The sequence below is a fragment of the Streptomyces sp. NPDC107581 genome (assembly GCF_055657175.1).
Genome location: NZ_JBVKBH010000001.1, coordinates 649,217 through 665,895 on the forward strand (window position 1 = coordinate 649,217; position 16,679 = coordinate 665,895).

Genomic DNA, 16,679 nt, shown 5'->3' on the forward strand with positions numbered 1-16,679 from the left:
TTCCCTGCAAGTGCTTCCAGTAAAGAAAACTGAGTCCTTTACGAGCAATTTTACTTACGGGTCAATTGACGCAGTAAATGGCAGGTATTTACTGCAACATGCCTGGTGGTAGGCTCGGAAGTCGAAGAATGGCGCAGGCTGCATACAGTTCATTTACTGCGGATGGTCAGCATGAGTCAGCACCAAACCGACGGTGTGAGCACACCTCGGTCGGCACCGGTGGAGTACAGCGCCGCCGTCGACCGCTACCTCGCCGCGTCCGATCTCGGCAGTGCCTCCCGCCGCGTCTACCGCATCTCGCTGGCCGGGTGGGCGTGGCCGCTGGTCGACCGCCGGGCCCCGACCGGTCGCGAGCGCCGGGGTGCCCACCCGCCCGTCGTTCCTCTCGCCCTGCTCGACGACCCGAACGCCCCGGAGCGGCTGCGACGAGGACTGGCCGACCGGGCCGCCGCTGCGGAACCACGCACACTGGCCCGCGAGCTGGCCTGCCTTCGAGCCGCTACGGCATGGTGGCTGGCTGCAGGCTGGATCACCGCAGACCCGGCCGCCGCACTGGCACCGCCGACGCCCTGTCCCGGACCGGCACCGGCCCCCTCTGGCGCTTCCACTGCTACGAGGGTGATGACCCCCGACCCGGATCGGGCCCGCGCCTGCCTGGCCTTGCGGGCTCCGCTCAGGGAGTTGGCTCTGTGGCACCTCCTGCACGAGTCGAGAGCCCCCGTCGAACAGGTGCTCGCCCTCAACATCGACCACCTCGACCTGCCCGGACGACGCACCAGGGTGCGCGCGGCAGCATCCCTGAGCTGGGGAAGGGGCACGGCACGTCTGCTGCCCATGCTGCTGGCCGGGCGCACCGCGGGGCCGGTGTTCGTCACCGACCGACGGGCCCCCGCCACCACACCGGCGGCCGACCGCTGTCCGGTGACCGGCCGAGGGCGGCTCTCCTACCGCCGGGCCGCAGAGCTCTTCACCGCCGCGACCAGGCCACTCGACCCAGCCGGCCGCGGCTGGACCCTGCTCGTCCTGCGCGACCGGACACCCTGAGACAGGCCGGTCCCCGGATGGCGTACCGGCGAGCTGCTGTCAGCAGACTCTCGACGACGCCCGCTCCCCGGTCACATGACAACGAAGTGGAGGCCCTGCTCCGGGGGCCCGGGGAAATGAACTCGACGCTCGGCGCCCGAGCGGATGGACTGGGCCCATGACAACTTCTCAGGAAGAGCTGCTCCCGGGGACCCGGCGGGCGTTGCTGCACCGGATCGCTGTCGCGCAGGCCGAAGGGCGGGCGCCCTCGCTGGTTGCCGCGGTCGTGCGGGGCGGACGGACCGTCTGGCACGGCGCCCGGACGTCGGTGCACGGACATGCACCGGACGACACGGTGCAGTACCGGATCGGCTCGATCACCAAGACGTTCACCGCCGTACTGGTGCTGCGGCTGCGTGATGAGGGTCTGCTCGATCTGGGTGATCCGCTGGAGAAGCATCTGCCGGGCACCGGAGCCGGGGAGGCGACGATCGCCGAACTGCTCGCGCACACCGGAGGTCTGGCGGCGGAGTCCCCCGGGCCTTGGTGGGAGCGGACTCCGGGCTCACTGCGTCCCGAGCTGAGCGATGTCCTGGGTGAGCAGCCGCTCCTGCACCCGGTCGGCCGGCGCCACCACTACTCCAACCCGGGTTACACGTTGCTCGGCGCGCTGGTGGAGGAGCTTCGTGGCGCCCCCTGGACCGAGGTGCTGCGCAGCGAGGTGCTCGAACCACTCGGCCTCCGGCGCACCAGCGCCCAGCCGCAGGCGCCGCACGCGGGTGGTTGGGCCGTGCATCCCTGGGCCGACGCGTTGCTGCCCGAGCCGCTGGAGGATCTCGGCCGGATGGCGCCCGCCGGCCAGCTGTGGTCCACCACCGGGGACCTCGCACGGTTCGCCGCCTTCCTGGCCGGGGGAGACGACCGGGTGCTGAGCGCGCAGTCGGTGCGTGAGATGCGGACTCCGGCGGCGCCCGCCGAGGCCGCCGACGTGGTGGACGGAGCCACCTATGGGCTCGGCATGCAGATCCAGCGCCGCGACGGCAGGCTCCTCGTCGGGCACTCCGGCTCGCTGCCGGGCTTCCTCGCCAACCTCACTATCAGCGTGGACGACGATGTGGCGGCAGTGGTGCTGGCCAACTGCACCAGCGGCCCGCTGCTGGGAGCGGTGGGTGCCGACCTGGTCCGTATCGTCGCCGAGGCGGAACCGCGTATCCCCGAGCCGTGGCGGCCGCTGCCTGAAGTTGATCCAGCGGTGCTGGAGCTGGCCGGGCAGTGGTACTGGGGGACCCATGCCTTCGGCTTGCGGGTGGCGGCCGACGGGCTCCTCGCGCTGGGCCCGCTGAGCGGCGGCGGCCGCCGGGCCCGGTTCCGCTCGAACGGAGAGGGGACGTGGACCGGTCTGGAGGGTTACTACGCCGGTGAGCTGCTCCGGGCCGTACGCCGTCCGGACGGGTCCGTGAGCCATCTCGACCTGGGGTCGTTCGTGTTCACCCGGCAGCCGTACGAGGAAGGCGCCGGAGTGCCCGGTGGCGTGGATCCGCAGGGCTGGCGAGGGATCGCGGACTAACCGGTCCGTCGGGGGCGGGCGTTTCACGTGAAACGTCCGCCCGGCTGTCGTCAGAGCTGAAGCTTGAAACCCACGTGCGAGGCGATGAAGCCGAGCCGCTCGTAGAAACGGTGGGCGTCCGTGCGGATGTTGTCGGAGGTCAGCTGCACCAACTGGCAGTCCTGGCGCCGAGATTCCTCGATCGCCCACTCGATGAGCTGTGTGCCCAGGCCGCTGCCGCGCTCGTCGGCGTGGATGCGGACGCCTTCGATGATCGAGCGGGTCGCTCCCTTGCGGGTGAGCCCGGTGACGATCGTGAGCTGGAGTGTGCCGACCACCCGGCCCTCACGGACGGCGACCACGAGATGCTGGTTCGGGTCCGCATTCAGCCGCTCCAGCGCTGCCCGGTACGGCGTCAGGTCATCAGGTGACTCGCGTTGGGCGCCCAGGCGATCATCGGCCAGCATGGCGACGATCGCCGGCAGATCGTCCGCGGTCGCACGGCGTATCTCTAGATCTCCCATGCCTGCACCTTATGCGGGCACGTTCTCATGCCTGCACTCTATGCGGGCACGTTCAAGGACTCGACGACCCTCACCAGCGGGGCCAGCTCGGGGTTCCTGGCGGCCTCGTCGAGAGCCTCACGCAGAGCCGCGTCGTTGGTCGGCCGCGCCTCCTCCAGCAGCCGCAGACCCGCCTCGGTGACATTGGTGTAGATGCCGCGACGGTCGGTGGGGCACAGGTAGCGCTCCAGCAGGCCGCGGTCCTCCAGGCGGGTCACCAGCCGGGTCGTGGCGCTCTGGCTGAGGACGACCGCGTCGGCGACCTGCTTCATCTGGAGATGCCCGCCCTCGCCGTCGTGCTGTCGGCTGAGCACGTCGAGCAGCGAGTACTCCCGCACGCTCAGGTCGTGCTGCGCCTGCAGGGCGCGCTCGATGTGCGCCTCGATCCTCCCGTGCAGCAGAGAGAGGGCGCACCAGCCCTGGGCGAGGGCGGTGAGCGCGGGGTCCGTCGCTGTCATTGGCGTTCTCCTCCGTCCCGGAGCGGCTGAATCCAGAGTAGAGCACCTCCGCAATTGTCCGCGCTTGCACTTAGCCCGCGTCTGCAACTATTGTGAACGCAGGCAAAGCGCTCCTGCAATCGTTTGGGAAAGGTGTACCCCTCCATGCCTCTCGCGCTTCTGGCCCTCGCGATCGGGGCCTTCGGAATCGGAACGACAGAGTTCGTGATCATGGGCTTGCTGCCCGAGGTGGCGGGCGACTTCGGGGTCTCCATCCCGACGGCGGGCCTGCTCGTGACCGGATACGCCCTCGGTGTGGTGATCGGGGCCCCGCTGATGACCGTGCTCGGCACCAGGGTCCCGCGCAAGCGCATGCTGATGCTGCTGATGGGCCTGTTCATCGCCGGGAATCTGCTCTCCGCCGTCGCACCCACCTTCGCGATCATGCTGATCGGCCGGGTCGTCGCCTCCCTCGCCCACGGCGCCTTCTTCGGCATCGGCTCGGTGGTCGCCGCCGAACTGGTGGCTTCGGACAAGAAGGCCGGCGCCATCGCCATGATGTTCACCGGCCTGACCGTCGCCAACGTCGTCGGCGTCCCGCTGGGCACACTCATCGGCCAGAACATCGGCTGGCGCGTCACCTTCGGCGTCGTCGCCGCCCTCGGTGTCGTGGGACTGGCCGGCGTCGCCAGGCTGGTGCCCGAGATGCCCAGGCCGCAGGGTGTGCATCTGCGTCACGAACTGGCCGTCTTCAAGAACGCGCAGGTGCTGCTCGCCATGGCGATGACCGTCCTCGGCTTCGGCGGTGTCTTCGCGGCCATCACCTACATCGCACCGATGATGACCCACATCACCGGCTTCGCCGACGGGTCGGTCACCTGGCTGCTGGTTCTGTTCGGCCTCGGCATGGTGGGTGGCAACCTCATCGGCGGCAAGTTCGCCGACCGCGCTCTGATGCCGATGCTGTACGTCTCGCTGGGCGCCCTGGCCGTCGTTCTCGCGCTCTTCACCCTCACCGCACACAACAAGATCGCGGCTGCCGTGACCATCGCCCTGATCGGCGCCCTCGGTTTCGCGACCGTCCCGCCGCTGCAGAAGCGCGTTCTCGACCAGGCGCACGGCGCCCCCACGCTGGCGTCGGCCGTGAACATCGGCGCATTCAACCTGGGCAACGCCCTCTCGGCCTGGCTCGGCGGCATCGTGATTACGGCCGGCTTCGGCTACACGGCCCCCAACTGGGTCGGCGCCGCCCTCGCCACGGCCGCCCTGGTTCTCGCCGTACTCTCGGCCGCCCTGGAGCGCCGTGACGCCGTGCGCAGCGCCGTGGTGGCCTCTGCAACGCCCTCCGAGCAGCGGACCCCTGTCCACCACTGAGCCCGCCCCGGCCCGCACGGCCTCACCGCCCGAACCCGGCCACAGCTCCCACGCAGAGGCGCGCCCTCACCACGGGCCCGGGCGCGCACCGCCCCGGCCCCCACAGCACCACCTCACCGTCCGCACCGTCGCACCAAGGAGAACGCTCCATGAGCACCACCGCCGTCGTTCCGCTCACCACCGAGGACGCCGAGCTGCTCGTCGCCACGGCCCGCCGCGCGGCCGAGGACGCCGGAGTCACCGTCAGCGTCACCGTCCTGGACGTCGGCGGTCATCTGCTCGCCTTCCGCCGGGACGACCGGGCCGTACTCATCTCCGGCGAGACCAGCACCCGTAAGGCCTACACGGCGCTTCAGCTGGACTCGGCCACCGCCGACCTCGTCGACGCCGTCCAGCCCGGAGGTCTCCTGCACACGCTGCCCACGGCCCTCGACCGGCCCCTGCTGTTCATCGCGGGCGGTGTCCCCGTCCACCGGGACGGTCGTCTGATCGGTGCGATCGGGGTCGGCGGCGCCGCACCGGACCAGGACCACGGCTTCGCCACCGCAGCTGTTCAGGCGCTCGCCTGATCAGAGCCCCCGAGCGTGACAACGACGGTCCCCGCTCCTGAGCGGGGACCGTCGCTTGCCGTGCGATCACTCAGCCCGCGGCCACCGTCAGGGGCGCGAACCGTCGTGTCCAGTCCCCCGGCAGATCCGTGATGCCGTAGGTCATGACGGCGTTGAAGGCAACGGAGTCGAGTCCTCGCGCCTTCGCCCAGGCCAGCAATTCCTCGTGTCGTACATCGATGTCGGTACGCAGCGGGCGGTCCGTATGGGCCGCGAGTGAAGTGATGAGGGCCTGGGCCGTCTGTGTGTCCCGGGCGATCAGCGGGCCGACGACATGGGTGTCCATATTGGGCCAGGCGGCCGTGTAGCCGATGATCCGGCCGCGGTCCTCGGCCACCCGCAACTGGTCGGCGAAGGCGGGCAGGCGAGTGATGAGGGGGGTGCGGTCGGTGCCGAACACCTCCTCGTCGAGCCGGACGATCGAGGGCAGGTCCTCCGCGGTGGCAGCGCGGGTCTCCACTCCGGATGCCGGTCCGCCGGGAGTGAAGTGTCCCGTCAGCATCTCCGCCCGGCCGATGACCTTGAACCCCAGCTCTTCGTAGAGCGGGCGTCCGTTCGGGGTGGCGTGCAGGGTCAGCGGTGTGGTGCCCATGGTCGATACGACATGTCGCATCAGGCGGCGTCCGACGCCGCGGCGGGCGTGGCGCTCGGCCACCAGGACCATGCCGATGGCGCCCAGGTCCGACCGTTCCCAGGAGCCGTACTCCGTGACGACACACGCGGCGACGAGTCCGCCGTCGGGGTCGTCGATGCCATAACCCTTGCCGGCCGTGAGGAGGAAGCCCCACTTGTGTTCCTCGCGCGGCCACCCCCGGTCTTCGGACAAGTCGGCGCAGGCGGTGAGATCCCGGAGCGTCAGACGGCGGATGGGCAGAGCAGCGAGGGAAGGAGTCGGCACGCAGGTCAGGCTGTCCGACCGGCACCCCTGACGTCCACCTGTTTCGATGCAGACGCAGGTGCTTTTGGCCATGCCGTGGCCAATCCCACAGGGCGTGAACAGGCATGGGTGTTTCACGTGAAACAACCGAAGCCCATTAGCCTCGGGCTCCATGGCGAGACTTCATCTCTTCGACCTTGACGGCACTTTGCTGCATGGCACCACCGCGCCGGTGGAGATTTCACGCCAGTTGGGCAGAGAGGCGGAAACGGTGGCGCTGGACCGCGCTATTGCCGCCGGGAGGATCGGTCCGCCGGAGTACGCGAGCCAGGTGCATGCCCTTTGGGCGGACCTCACCGACGTGCAGGTGAGCGCGGCCTTCGAGGCGGCTCCATGGCTGGCCCGGATCCGCGAGGTCTGGGCGGAGATCAGAGGCGTGGGCGACTACTGCGCGGTCGTGTCCCTCTCACCGTCCTTCTTCGTGGAACGCCTCCTCGACTGGGGTGCGCACGCGGCCCATGGATCACGCTTCCCTGCCGTGCCGTTCACCGAAACCGTCGACCCGGCCGGGGCGCTCAGCGCCGCGGCCAAGGTGACGATCGCGGAGCGGCTCTGCCAGGAGTTCGGGGTGTCGCGTACGGCGATTCGCTGTCGGACAAGGATCTCTTTGCTGCCGTACCGGTTTCCGTGGCCGTCAACGCGGACAGCCACCTGGCCGGGCTCGCCACGCACTCCTACACGGGGCGGGATCTGTGGGATGCCTATGAATTGGTGAGGAGCGTCCGGTAGTTGAAGGAGCTCACGGTTCGCACCTTGCCCGCTTCGTGAGGAAGGAAGTCGGGACTTGTGTGCGTGGCCACGGCCGGTAGGGTCGACTCCGGTTCACGTCCGGGATGGAGTGCACGCATCCCGTGCGGGCCGAGAGCAGGGCAGGCAGCCTAACGGGACGAAGAGATCGAATACCCGCGTTTCCGAGTACATGGCCGCGGTATCCGCTCACGATGGGATGCTGCGGAAAGTGCTACGGCCGGCCGCCCGCCGGGGGAAAGCGTGCACCTTCCGGGAGGGGGTGCGCAGACCGACCGACAGATGTTCGAGGCGAGGGCACACCATGGACGCTCCGACCACCACGTCGGGGGAGAACGGCATAGCGGGCGGGGGCGGCTGGTTCATGCCGCGCAAGTCTTCGGCCCCGCCGGACGGTGATCAGGGACCGGCCGGGGACCGCGAGCCCGCGGCCGGTGCCTCCGAGGCCCCTGCCGCGCAGCCCGCCGGGCCTCTCACGTCCGGCCCGGCCGCCCGCCAGCACGTGCCCGCCCAACGCTCGGCTCCGCCTGTCGCGGAGGGCTCACCGGATGCGCTTGTCATCCGCCGCACGATGGCCGAGATCGCTCCCGTCGCCGACAAGGTCACGTCCTACTTCTACGCGCTTCTCTTCGTCCGCCACCCCGAGGTACGGCCGATGTTCCCGGCCGCCATGGACACCCAGCGGGACCGCCTGCTGAAGGCGCTGCTCACCGCGGCCGAGCACATCGACAACACGCCGGTCCTCGTCGACTACCTGCAGAACCTGGGCCGCGGACACCGAAAGTACGGCACTCGCCCGGAGCACTACCCGGCTGTGGGCGAATGCCTGATCGGCGCGCTGAGCAAGTACGCCGCCGCCTGGAGTCCGGAGACCGAGGCAGCCTGGGTACGGGCCTACACGACGATCTCCCAGGTGATGATCGACGCCGCGGCGGCAGACGAACTGCGGGCCCCGCCCTGGTGGCACGCCGAGGTCGTCGCACACGACCTCAGGACCCCCGACGTCGCGGTCCTCACCGTCCGCCCCGACCAGCCCTATCCGTTCCTCGCCGGGCAGTACACCAGCGTGGAGACGCCCTGGTGGCCTCGGGTCTGGCGGCACTATTCCTTCGCCTCGGCGCCCCGCTCGGACGGCCTGCTGACGTTCCATGTGAAGGCGGTCCCGGCAGGCTGGGTCTCCAATGCGCTGGTGCACCGAGCCCGGCCCGGCGACGTCATACGCCTCGGCCCGCCGACCGGCTCGATGACCGTCGACCACACCACCGCCAGCGGACTGCTGTGCCTGGGAGGCGGCACCGGCATAGCTCCCATCAAAGCTCTCGTCGAGGATGTCGCCGAGCATGGCGAGCGTCGTCCGGTCGAGGTGTTCTACGGCGCCCGTACCGACCATGACCTGTACGACATCGACACCATGCTCAGGCTTCAGCAGAGCCACCCGTGGCTCTCGGTCCGGGCGATCATCGACCAGCAGGCCCGTCTCCAGCTTCCCGACGCCATACGGGAGTACGGTCCCTGGAACGAGTACGACGCCTATCTCTCCGGCCCGCCCGGAATGATCCGGAGCGGGGTCGACGTGCTGCGGAACAGCGGGGTCTCCTCGGACCGCATACGGCACGACTCGGTCGAGGAACTGGTCGTCACCGGCTATTGAGCGGCTGATGGGCTACCCGAGATCGGGAGCGTGCATGGCGCGGACTCCCTCGATGTTGCCGTCTAGATAGTGCCGCAGGGACAGCGGGACGAGGTGGACGGAAGCGATCCCGACCCGGGTGAACGGTACGCGGACGATCTCGTACTCGCCCATCGGCTCCTCCACTTCAGGGCCGTGGCGCAGGGAGGGGTCCATGGACTCCAGCCGGCAGACGAAGAAGTGCTGTACCTTCACGCCGGTTGCGCCGCCGTCCTCCCCGATGTGCTCCACGGTGTCCACGAAGCAGGGGACGACGTCGGTGATCTTGGCGCCGAGCTCCTCGTACACCTCGCGGTGCAGGGCGTCGACGACGGTGGGGTCCCCGGGTTCGACCCCGCCACCGGGAGTGACCCAGTAGGGATCGACACCGGGCTTGGTGCGCTTGATCAGGATCAGGTCGTCACCGTCCAGGAGAACGGCACGGGCGGTGCGCTTGACCACGGGTCGGACGGTCATGGGAGAAATGTGGCCCGGCTGGTTCCACGTGAAACATCGCGCAGCGCCACCGGCCGAGTGCTTCGCGCAAAGGCCCGAAAAGGCGGGCTCAGCACCAGCTCGCAGCCGCACGTTGGAGCCACTCGTGCGCCCGTGCGATGTGCGGCATTGCGAGGGTGCCCGTACGCACGACCAGGAAATACGTCCGCAGCGGCGGTACCGCCGGGTCGTGCAGCGTGACGACCTCGCCGCGGTCGAGGCCCGACGCGCACAGATAGCGGGGCAGAACCGCCAGTCCGGCGCCTGCGATCGCACAGGCGAGCACCGCGCGCAGATCGGGGACGATGACCATGCCCGAGGCGGCCGGGCGCGAGTCGAAGACGGAGGCCCAGTAGCGCGAGACAAAGGGCAGTGACTCGTGGACCTCCACGACAGGCAGATTCTCCAGGGCGGGTGCCCCCTTGAGGCGCAGCGCTCCCGGGCCGATCCGCTCGGCCCAGCGCGGGGCGGCGACCAGCACATGCTCCTCGTCGCAGAGCGGGGTGGCGGTCAGCAGGGCGCCGCGGGGCCTGGCTGTGCTGATGGCCAGGTCATGGTGGCCTGCGGCCAGCCCTTCCAGTGCTTCTTCTGCGGTACCGAAGGAGGTGCGCAGTGCGAAGCCCTGGCCGTCGTCGCCGGTCAGTTCCGTCAGGGCGGGAAGCGCGCGTTCGGCGGTGAACTCAGGGGGGCCGGCCAGGTGCAGCGTCCGTAGCGAGGAATCGTCGTCCAGGCCGCTCTCAGCGATCTCCACCAGGGCGTCGAGGTGGGGCGCCGCCTTGTGAGCGAGTTCGTCGCCGATGGTCGTGGGGGTCACCCCGCGGGCCTGGCGCAGGAACAGGGGGCGGCCCAGCTGACGTTCGAGGGTGCGGATCTGCGAGGTGACGGCCGGCTGGGAGAGGCCCAGCAGGGCCGCGGCGCGGGTGAAGGAACCGGCCCGGTGCACGGTGACGAAGGTGCGCAGCAAGGCCAGATCCATGGCATGCCCTCCCCTGTTCCCTGCCCCCCTCCGGCCCCCAGGCAGACACCAACTATAAATAAGTCGATAGGTCTCTGTCGCTACCGTGATTGGACACTGACAGAGAGTCAACTAGCCTTGTTCGCGCGGTTCTTCGCGCGCGGAACCGCAGGCGGTCCGAGCCACGAGGGGGGAGGCTCGGACCGCCCAGAAGGCCTCTGGAGAGGCCCCGCCCGGTCACCCGGCGGACTCGTCCAGAGCGCGCAGGACATCCGTCACCAGGTCCTCGGGGTCCTCGGCGCCGACGGACATGCGGATGAAGCCCTCCGGGACCGCGTCGCCGCCCCAGCGGCCACGGCGTTCGGCCGTGGAGCGTACGCCGCCGAAGCTCGTCGCGTCCTCGACCAGACGCAGTGCCGCCAGGAAGTGCTCGGCACGCGCGCGCGTGGGCAGCGTGAAGGAGACCACACAGCCGTAGCGGCGCATCTGCTGCGACGCGATCTTGTGCGAGGGGTCGTCGGACAGCCCCGGATAGCGCAGTCCGGAGATCTCGGGCCGCTGCCGCAGGGCCTCGGCGACCGTGAGGGCGGTGGCGTTCTGCCGGTCGACACGCAGCTGGAGCGTGGCGATGGAGCGGTGGGCCAGCCAGGCCTCCATGGGCCCGGAGATGGCGCCGACGATCTTGCGCCACCGGCGCACGGCGGCCATCGCCTCGGCGTCGCGCCCGGTGACGTAGCCCAGCAGGAGGTCACCGTGCCCGGTCAGCTGCTTGGTGCCGCTGGCCACGGAGAAGTCGGCGCCCAGTTCCAGCGGGCGCTGGCCGAGCGGGGTGGCGAGGGTGTTGTCGACGGCCACCAGAGCCCCCCGCTCATATGCCGCCTCCACCAGCCGCCGGATGTCGCAGACGTCGAGTCCCGGGTTCGACGGCGACTCGATCCACAGCAGCCGTGCGCCGTCGAGGACCTCCAGCTGGGCGTCACCGCCGGTGGGCGCGGTGCGCACCTCGATGCCGTACGCCTCCAGCTGGGCCCGGACCAGGGGCAGCACCTGATAGCCGTCGGAGGGCAGTACGACCGCGTCGCCGGCGCGCAGCTGGGAGAAGAGCACCGCGGAGATCGCCGCCATGCCGGAGGCGAACACCAGCGTCTCGACGTCCTCCCGGCCGGGCGCCTCCAGCTCGCCGATGGCGCGCTCCAGCAGCGTCCAGGTGGGGTTGTCGTCCCGGCCGTAGGAGTACGGGCCCGTCACCTCGCCCGGGAGATGGAAGTGCGCGGCGAACACCGGCCCGGGCAGGGTCGGCTCGTGCTTCACCGCCTCGGGCAGTCCCGCCCGTACCGCGCGCGTGCCGTCGCCGGTGCGGTCCGCGTCCTCGGTGGTGTCGCTCATGCGGCCCGTCCCTCCAGTTGTTCCCGTACGGCGGCGAGCAGCCCGGTGCTCGCCGCCTCCACCATCTCAAGGCACTCCTCGAACCCGTCCCGGCCGCCGTAGTACGGGTCCGGTACGTCGAGGTCGTCGCCGGCCGCGGGGTCGTACGAACGCAGCAGACGCACCTTGCGCGCGTCCTCCTCGGTGGGCGCGAGACGGCGCAGGGCCTTGAGGTGACCGGCGTCGAGGGCTATCACGAGGTCGAGGCGGGCGAACCAGGAAGGCTCGAAGCGGCGTGCCGTGTGGGCGGTGCCGTAGCCGTGTTCGTCGAGGACCGAGACGGTGCGCGGATCGGCGGCGTCCCCCTCGTGCCAGCCGCCGGTGCCGGCGCTGTCGATCTCGACCAGGCCGTCGAGTCCGGCCTCTTCGACGCGCGCGCGGAAGACGGATTCGGCCATCGGGGAGCGGCAGATGTTCCCCGTGCACACAAAACAGACGCGGTAGGTCACGGCGCGCTCAGTCCTCGTCGGGCAGGACGACGTGCAGCGCCCAGGAGACGACGGAGATGATCAGGCCGCCGAGCACGGCTGTCCAGAAGCCCTCCACGTGGAAGCTCAGGTCGAGCTTGCCGCACACCCAGGAGGTCAACAGCAGCATGAGCGCGTTGACGATCAGGGTGATCAGTCCGAGGGTCAGAATGAACAGCGGAAAGGTGAGCACCTTCACGACCGGCTTGACCAGGAAGTTCACCAGGCCGAAGATCAGCGCGACGATGATCAGCGTGCCGATCTTCTTGCCCGTGTTGTCGCCGGTCAGGGTGATCTTGTCGAGCAACCACACGGCGACCGCGAGGGCACCCGCGTTGGCGATCGTCTTGACTACAAAATTCTTCATGTGTCTGATCGTGGCAGACCAGATCTACGGTGAGCAGTGGGGCGAGGACGGACGACGGCGATGAAGGCATTCCGGCTGGACGAACTGGAGGCGGAGCGCGCCGCCAACGAGGGGGCCTACCTTCAGTTTCTGCGGGAGCGGAACATGTCGGTCGGCCTGTACGCCCTGAACGCGGGCGAGCACGACCCGCAGAAACCGCACAACCAGGACGAGATGTACTTCGTCGTCAGCGGACGGGCGTCGATCACGGTCGGCCTGGAGACGACCCAGGTGGCGCGGGGCAGCGTGGTCTACGTGCCGGCCGGCGTCGCCCACAAGTTCCACCACATCAGCGAGGACCTGAGGGTTCTGGTCGTCTTCTCTCCGCCTGAGGCCTGAGTGCCGGCCCCGGGATTCCCTAGGGGGAGGGTCAGGGGAGGAACAGGGATGCGAAGCCCCCGTTCGACCCCCCGGTGGCCCTAGCATCGAGTGCAGACATCGAGAACTGCGTCCACGAGAGTGTGCAGCACGCCGTGGACGCAACGGAACGCAAAGGACGAGGGCATGCGAGAGATCTTCGCGGGGCTGCCGTGGTGGGTGAAGTGGGTCGCGGTGCCGGTCATCGCCCTGGTCGTGTTCGGCAGCCTGATAGCGACCGTGGTGGGCTTCGTGATCGGCCTGCTCTTCAAGGCACTGATCTTCGTCGCCCTCATCGGCGGACTGATCTACATCGTGCGGAAGTTCATGTCGAACTCCTCGTCGCGCAGCGACTGGTGAGGTCCGTGGGAGCCGGTGAGAGGTAACGGACGTCACCGGTTCCCTCGGGCGGGGGAAGTTTCCCCGGGGGGCCGTCTGCACGCGGTGGCGGACGGTTAGAGTCCGGAACCCCACGCGGGGCCCGGGCCCCGCGGGTGGCGTACACCCCCACCCGTGCTCCTCGCACGGGCTGCCCCACCCTCGCGCTTCGGGAGTGCCTCTTGGCCACGGTCGACACCGCATCGACAGAACCACACGCACCCCTCACTCCGCCGCGCTCCTGTACACCTCCCGTGCAGCGGCCACCCGCCGCGGCCGTCCCCGGACAACCGGACTGCGCCGGCGCCCCGGGGCAAGCGCCCGCCGCCACGCTCATCGGATCCGTCCAGCGCGCGATGCGCCTGCTGGAGACCGTCGCGGCACACGAGTTCGGCGCGCCTGCCAAACAACTCGCCCGCGAGACCGGGCTCGCTCTGCCCACGACGTATCACCTGTTGCGGACCCTCGTGCACGAGGGCTATCTGCGCCGCGAAAAGGGACTCTTCTTCCTCGGCGACGCGGCCGAGCGGCTGAGCAGTAGCGGAGCGCAGCAGAAACGTCGCAGCACGGTGGCGGACACCCTTGCACACTGGCGTGATTCCATCGGTGTGCCGGTGTACTACGCGATGTACCGGGACGGCGAGATCGAGGTCGTCTGCGTCTCCGACTCGCCGGAGACCCCGGCGGTCGAGGAGTGGGCCGACTTCCGCGAGACCGGGCATGCCCACGCGATCGGGCAGTGTTTGCTCTCCCAGCTTGACGAGGACGCCCGCCGCGAGCACCTGGCCCGCTATCCCGTGCAGTCCCTCACGCCGTACACCGTGCGCGACAACCATGCCCTGCTGCGCCGTCTGGCCAGGATGCCGCGGATGGAGCCGGTGGTGGAGCGCCAGGAGTACGCGCTCGGGACGGTCTGTGCGGCGATTCCGATCACCATCGGCACCACGGCGGCCACGGTGGCCCTCTCGCTGCCCTTCCACCAGAGCGACCGGCTGCTGCCCGCCGCTCATCGGCTGCAGGCCGAGATCGGGCGTCATCTGGGCTCGCTGGCCCTCTCTATCAGTATCTGAAAACTCACTCCTTGTGATCTGTCGTGTACGTTGAGCAAGATTTGACCACGGTCGAAGGGTATTAATCCCGGCCAATCGATGTCATACGACGGGGTAGGCGATGCGCGAATCCGTACAGGCAGAGGTCATGATGAGCTTTCTCGTGTCCGAGGAGCTCTCCTTCCGCATTCCGGTGGAGTTGCGGTACGAGACCTGTGATCCCTATGCCGTGCGGCTGACCTTCCATCTGCCCGGCGACGCCCCGGTGACTTGGGCCTTCGGTCGCGAGTTGCTGATCGACGGGGTCGGACGGCCGTGCGGGGAGGGGGACGTGCACATCGCACCCGCCGACTCCGAGCTGCTGGGCGAGGTGCTCATCCGGCTTCAGGTCGGGGGCGACCAGGCCCTGTTCCGCTCCTCGGCGCCGCCGCTGGTGGCCTTCCTCGACCGCACGGACAAGCTGGTGCCGCTCGGCCAGGAGGGTGCGCTGGCCGACTTCGACGCGCATCTCGACGAGGCCCTGGACCGCATCCTGGCGGAGGAACAGAGCGCAGGCTGAAGCGCTGCGGCAACGGGCGCCCGGCGCTCCGCCACGCCGTCCGAGACTGTGCAGGAACGCTTCTCCAGAAGAGTTCCGGGTCTGCCCGGCCTTGCTCACCGCTTCCGGCGCCGGCCCCTGCCACCGCTGCGCGCCGGAACGGGCCGGGCCCCTGCGGGGGCTGCCGCGCCCGGTCCGGGCCGGTCGGCCGAGACCACCAGGGCGGCGAGGGCGGTGGTGACCGGGACCGAGGCCACCAGGCCGATCGACCCCACCAGGGTGCGCACGATCTCCTCGGCCACCAGTTCGCTGTTGGCCACCGTGCCCACGCTGCTCTGTGCGATCGAGAACAGCAGCAGCAACGGCAGCGCGGCACCGGCGTAGGCGAGCACCAGGGTGTTGACCACCGACGCGATGTGGTCACGGCCGATGCGGATGCCCGCCCGGTACAACCCGCGCCAGCCCATCGCCGGATTGGCCTCGTGCAGCTCCCAGACCGCCGACGTCTGGGTCACCGTCACATCGTCCAGGACACCCAGCGAACCGATGATGACGCCGGCCAGCAGCAGACCGCTCATGTCGATCGACGGGTACAGGCCGTGGATCAGACCGGTGTTGTCGTCCGTGTTGCCGGTGAGCGCTGCCCAGTCGATGAACTCCGACCCGAGAAAACCGATCAGCAGCAGGGAGACCAGGGTGCCGAGCACCGCAACGGACGTACGGGCCGACAGCCCGTGGCACATGTAGAGCGCGATGAGCATGATCGCACTCGCCCCGACGACGGCCACCAGCAGCGGATTCGAGCCCTGCAGGATCGCGGGCAGGATGAAGAGCGTGAGCACCAGAAAACTCACGGCCAGGGCGACCAGCGCCATGACACCGCGCATCCGCCCCACCACCACGACGGTGAGTGCGAAGATCCCCGCCAGCAGTGCCATCGGGATCTTCCGGTCCACATCCGTGACCGAGTACTGCAGATCCTTCGGCGCCGAGGGCTCGTAGGCGACCACGACCTTCTCGCCCTGGTGCAGCTGCCGCGACTGGTCCGGCTGCACGATCTCGATGAAGGTACGGCCCTTGTCCTTGCCGGTGTCGACCCGGACCGTCGCCTTCTTGCAGGTGCCCTTCGCCTCCTGCTGCGCCGAGTTGCCCTCGGCGGTGGAGGTGTCGCCGGTCGGTGAGTCACCCGAGGCGTTCACCGACTTGCAGCTCACCTCGACCACCTTGGCGACCGTGGCCCGCTGAGTCTGGCGGTCGAAGCCGACGCCCGTGCGCTCGTGCGAGGGAGCTCCCCCGGGCCAGAGCACCACCAGGCCGACGACGACCGCCGCGGCGAACGGGATCAGAATCGCCGCGATGACCTTGCGCAGATGCTTGGAGACGGGCGCGGCGGGGCCGTGGCTGTGGCTGTGACCATGCGAGTGGCCGTGGCCGCCGCCGCCCGAAACCGGGTCACGCGGGTGCCCATGGCCGTGCCCGGCCTCGGTGTCCCGGCCGTGTCCATCACCGGCCGCATGGCCTTCGTGGCCGTGTCCGCCGTCCTCCCCGGAGCCGTTTCCGCGTGGCGGCTCGGGGGGCGGGTACGGGTACTGCTCCATCGTGGTCACCGCCCGATCATCGCAAGAACGATGGGGGCCCTCTGTTCACCGCGCCCGAATTGACGCTAGCGTGGAGGCACCTTTGCACACGCGGGAGCTCGGAGCAC

General features: G+C 69.5%; 18 protein-coding genes and 1 pseudogene. 10 read left to right on the forward strand and 9 right to left on the reverse strand.

All coding sequences use genetic code 11. The features are described from left to right. The first annotated feature begins 171 nt into the window (after nucleotides 1–171). Nucleotides 172–1,044, forward strand: coding sequence for a hypothetical protein (locus ACZ7P3_RS02980; protein ID WP_472078602.1), 873 nt, complete (start codon nucleotides 172–174; stop codon nucleotides 1,042–1,044). A 157-nt stretch (nucleotides 1,045–1,201) separates the two neighbouring features. Beyond that, the gene (locus ACZ7P3_RS02985) at nucleotides 1,202–2,590 is read left to right on the forward strand and encodes a serine hydrolase domain-containing protein (protein ID WP_472078603.1); all 1,389 of its coding nucleotides are present in this window, start codon (nucleotides 1,202–1,204) and stop codon (nucleotides 2,588–2,590) included. A gap of 50 nt (nucleotides 2,591–2,640) precedes the next feature. On the opposite strand, the gene ACZ7P3_RS02990 is transcribed toward ACZ7P3_RS02985, so the two are convergent. Together ACZ7P3_RS02990 and ACZ7P3_RS02995 are read right to left on the reverse strand one after the other, a co-directional pair. Then, nucleotides 2,641–3,093: a GNAT family N-acetyltransferase gene (locus ACZ7P3_RS02990; RefSeq protein ID WP_472078604.1), complete on the reverse strand. Its 453-nt coding sequence runs from the start codon at nucleotides 3,091–3,093 to the stop codon at nucleotides 2,641–2,643. Between the two features lie 38 nt (nucleotides 3,094–3,131). Further along, on the reverse strand, nucleotides 3,132–3,590 hold the full coding sequence (locus tag ACZ7P3_RS02995; RefSeq protein WP_472078605.1) for a MarR family winged helix-turn-helix transcriptional regulator: 459 nt from the start codon (nucleotides 3,588–3,590) through the stop codon (nucleotides 3,132–3,134). Between the two features lie 144 nt (nucleotides 3,591–3,734). Between ACZ7P3_RS02995 and ACZ7P3_RS03000 the strand changes: the two genes are divergently transcribed. Together ACZ7P3_RS03000 and ACZ7P3_RS03005 are read left to right on the forward strand one after the other, a co-directional pair. Then, nucleotides 3,735–4,943: an MFS transporter gene (locus ACZ7P3_RS03000; RefSeq protein ID WP_472078606.1), complete on the forward strand. Its 1,209-nt coding sequence runs from the start codon at nucleotides 3,735–3,737 to the stop codon at nucleotides 4,941–4,943. A gap of 149 nt (nucleotides 4,944–5,092) precedes the next feature. After that, nucleotides 5,093–5,512: a GlcG/HbpS family heme-binding protein gene (locus ACZ7P3_RS03005; protein ID WP_472078607.1), complete on the forward strand. Its 420-nt coding sequence runs from the start codon at nucleotides 5,093–5,095 to the stop codon at nucleotides 5,510–5,512. A 70-nt stretch (nucleotides 5,513–5,582) separates the two neighbouring features. On the opposite strand, the gene ACZ7P3_RS03010 is transcribed toward ACZ7P3_RS03005, so the two are convergent. Continuing rightward, nucleotides 5,583–6,449: a GNAT family N-acetyltransferase gene (locus ACZ7P3_RS03010; RefSeq protein ID WP_472078608.1), complete on the reverse strand. Its 867-nt coding sequence runs from the start codon at nucleotides 6,447–6,449 to the stop codon at nucleotides 5,583–5,585. A gap of 151 nt (nucleotides 6,450–6,600) precedes the next feature. Here ACZ7P3_RS03010 and ACZ7P3_RS03015 point away from each other — a divergent pair. Together ACZ7P3_RS03015 and ACZ7P3_RS03020 are read left to right on the forward strand one after the other, a co-directional pair. Continuing rightward, nucleotides 6,601–7,217: pseudogene (locus ACZ7P3_RS03015) on the forward strand (HAD family hydrolase). Nucleotides 7,218–7,539: 322 nt separating this feature from the next. Beyond that, the gene (locus tag ACZ7P3_RS03020; RefSeq protein ID WP_472078609.1) at nucleotides 7,540–8,886 is read left to right on the forward strand and encodes a globin domain-containing protein; all 1,347 of its coding nucleotides are present in this window, start codon (nucleotides 7,540–7,542) and stop codon (nucleotides 8,884–8,886) included. 12 nt (nucleotides 8,887–8,898) lie between these two features. Here the strand turns inward: ACZ7P3_RS03020 and ACZ7P3_RS03025 are convergent, their stop codons facing one another. From ACZ7P3_RS03025 to ACZ7P3_RS03045, 5 genes are all read right to left on the reverse strand, one after another. After that, the gene (locus tag ACZ7P3_RS03025) at nucleotides 8,899–9,381 is read right to left on the reverse strand and encodes an NUDIX hydrolase (RefSeq protein ID WP_116149827.1); all 483 of its coding nucleotides are present in this window, start codon (nucleotides 9,379–9,381) and stop codon (nucleotides 8,899–8,901) included. An 88-nt stretch (nucleotides 9,382–9,469) separates the two neighbouring features. Next, nucleotides 9,470–10,375 carry a LysR family transcriptional regulator gene (locus tag ACZ7P3_RS03030; protein WP_472078610.1) on the reverse strand — a complete coding sequence of 302 codons (906 nt, stop codon included), beginning with the start codon at nucleotides 10,373–10,375 and terminating at the stop codon, nucleotides 9,470–9,472. 216 nt (nucleotides 10,376–10,591) lie between these two features. Then, entirely contained in the window at nucleotides 10,592–11,740 is a 1,149-nt protein-coding gene (locus tag ACZ7P3_RS03035; protein WP_472078611.1) for a cystathionine gamma-lyase, read from the reverse strand. Then, nucleotides 11,737–12,228: a low molecular weight protein-tyrosine-phosphatase gene (locus tag ACZ7P3_RS03040; protein ID WP_472078612.1), complete on the reverse strand. Its 492-nt coding sequence runs from the start codon at nucleotides 12,226–12,228 to the stop codon at nucleotides 11,737–11,739. Before ACZ7P3_RS03040 ends, ACZ7P3_RS03035 begins: the two co-directional genes overlap by 4 nt. 7 nt (nucleotides 12,229–12,235) lie before the next feature. Then, the gene (locus ACZ7P3_RS03045) at nucleotides 12,236–12,613 is read right to left on the reverse strand and encodes a phage holin family protein (protein ID WP_472078613.1); all 378 of its coding nucleotides are present in this window, start codon (nucleotides 12,611–12,613) and stop codon (nucleotides 12,236–12,238) included. A 60-nt stretch (nucleotides 12,614–12,673) separates the two neighbouring features. On the opposite strand from ACZ7P3_RS03045, the gene ACZ7P3_RS03050 reads away from it, so the two are divergent. The 4 genes from ACZ7P3_RS03050 to ACZ7P3_RS03065 all read left to right on the forward strand — a co-directional run bounded on the left by ACZ7P3_RS03050 (nucleotide 12,674) and on the right by ACZ7P3_RS03065 (nucleotide 14,995). Next, nucleotides 12,674–12,991 carry a cupin domain-containing protein gene (locus ACZ7P3_RS03050; RefSeq protein WP_472078614.1) on the forward strand — a complete coding sequence of 106 codons (318 nt, stop codon included), beginning with the start codon at nucleotides 12,674–12,676 and terminating at the stop codon, nucleotides 12,989–12,991. 165 nt (nucleotides 12,992–13,156) lie between these two features. Beyond that, entirely contained in the window at nucleotides 13,157–13,369 is a 213-nt protein-coding gene (locus tag ACZ7P3_RS03055; RefSeq protein ID WP_067000501.1) for a DUF5326 family protein, read from the forward strand. Nucleotides 13,370–13,569: 200 nt separating this feature from the next. Continuing rightward, nucleotides 13,570–14,457: an IclR family transcriptional regulator gene (locus ACZ7P3_RS03060; RefSeq protein WP_472078615.1), complete on the forward strand. Its 888-nt coding sequence runs from the start codon at nucleotides 13,570–13,572 to the stop codon at nucleotides 14,455–14,457. Nucleotides 14,458–14,557: 100 nt separating this feature from the next. Further along, complete coding sequence (locus tag ACZ7P3_RS03065) at nucleotides 14,558–14,995, forward strand: SsgA family sporulation/cell division regulator (RefSeq protein WP_067000511.1); 438 nt, start codon at nucleotides 14,558–14,560, stop codon at nucleotides 14,993–14,995. Nucleotides 14,996–15,090: 95 nt separating this feature from the next. Here ACZ7P3_RS03065 and ACZ7P3_RS03070 read toward each other — a convergent pair whose 3' ends face one another. Then, nucleotides 15,091–16,572 carry a YibE/F family protein gene (locus tag ACZ7P3_RS03070; protein ID WP_472078813.1) on the reverse strand — a complete coding sequence of 494 codons (1,482 nt, stop codon included), beginning with the start codon at nucleotides 16,570–16,572 and terminating at the stop codon, nucleotides 15,091–15,093. Nucleotides 16,573–16,679: the final 107 nt, after the last annotated feature.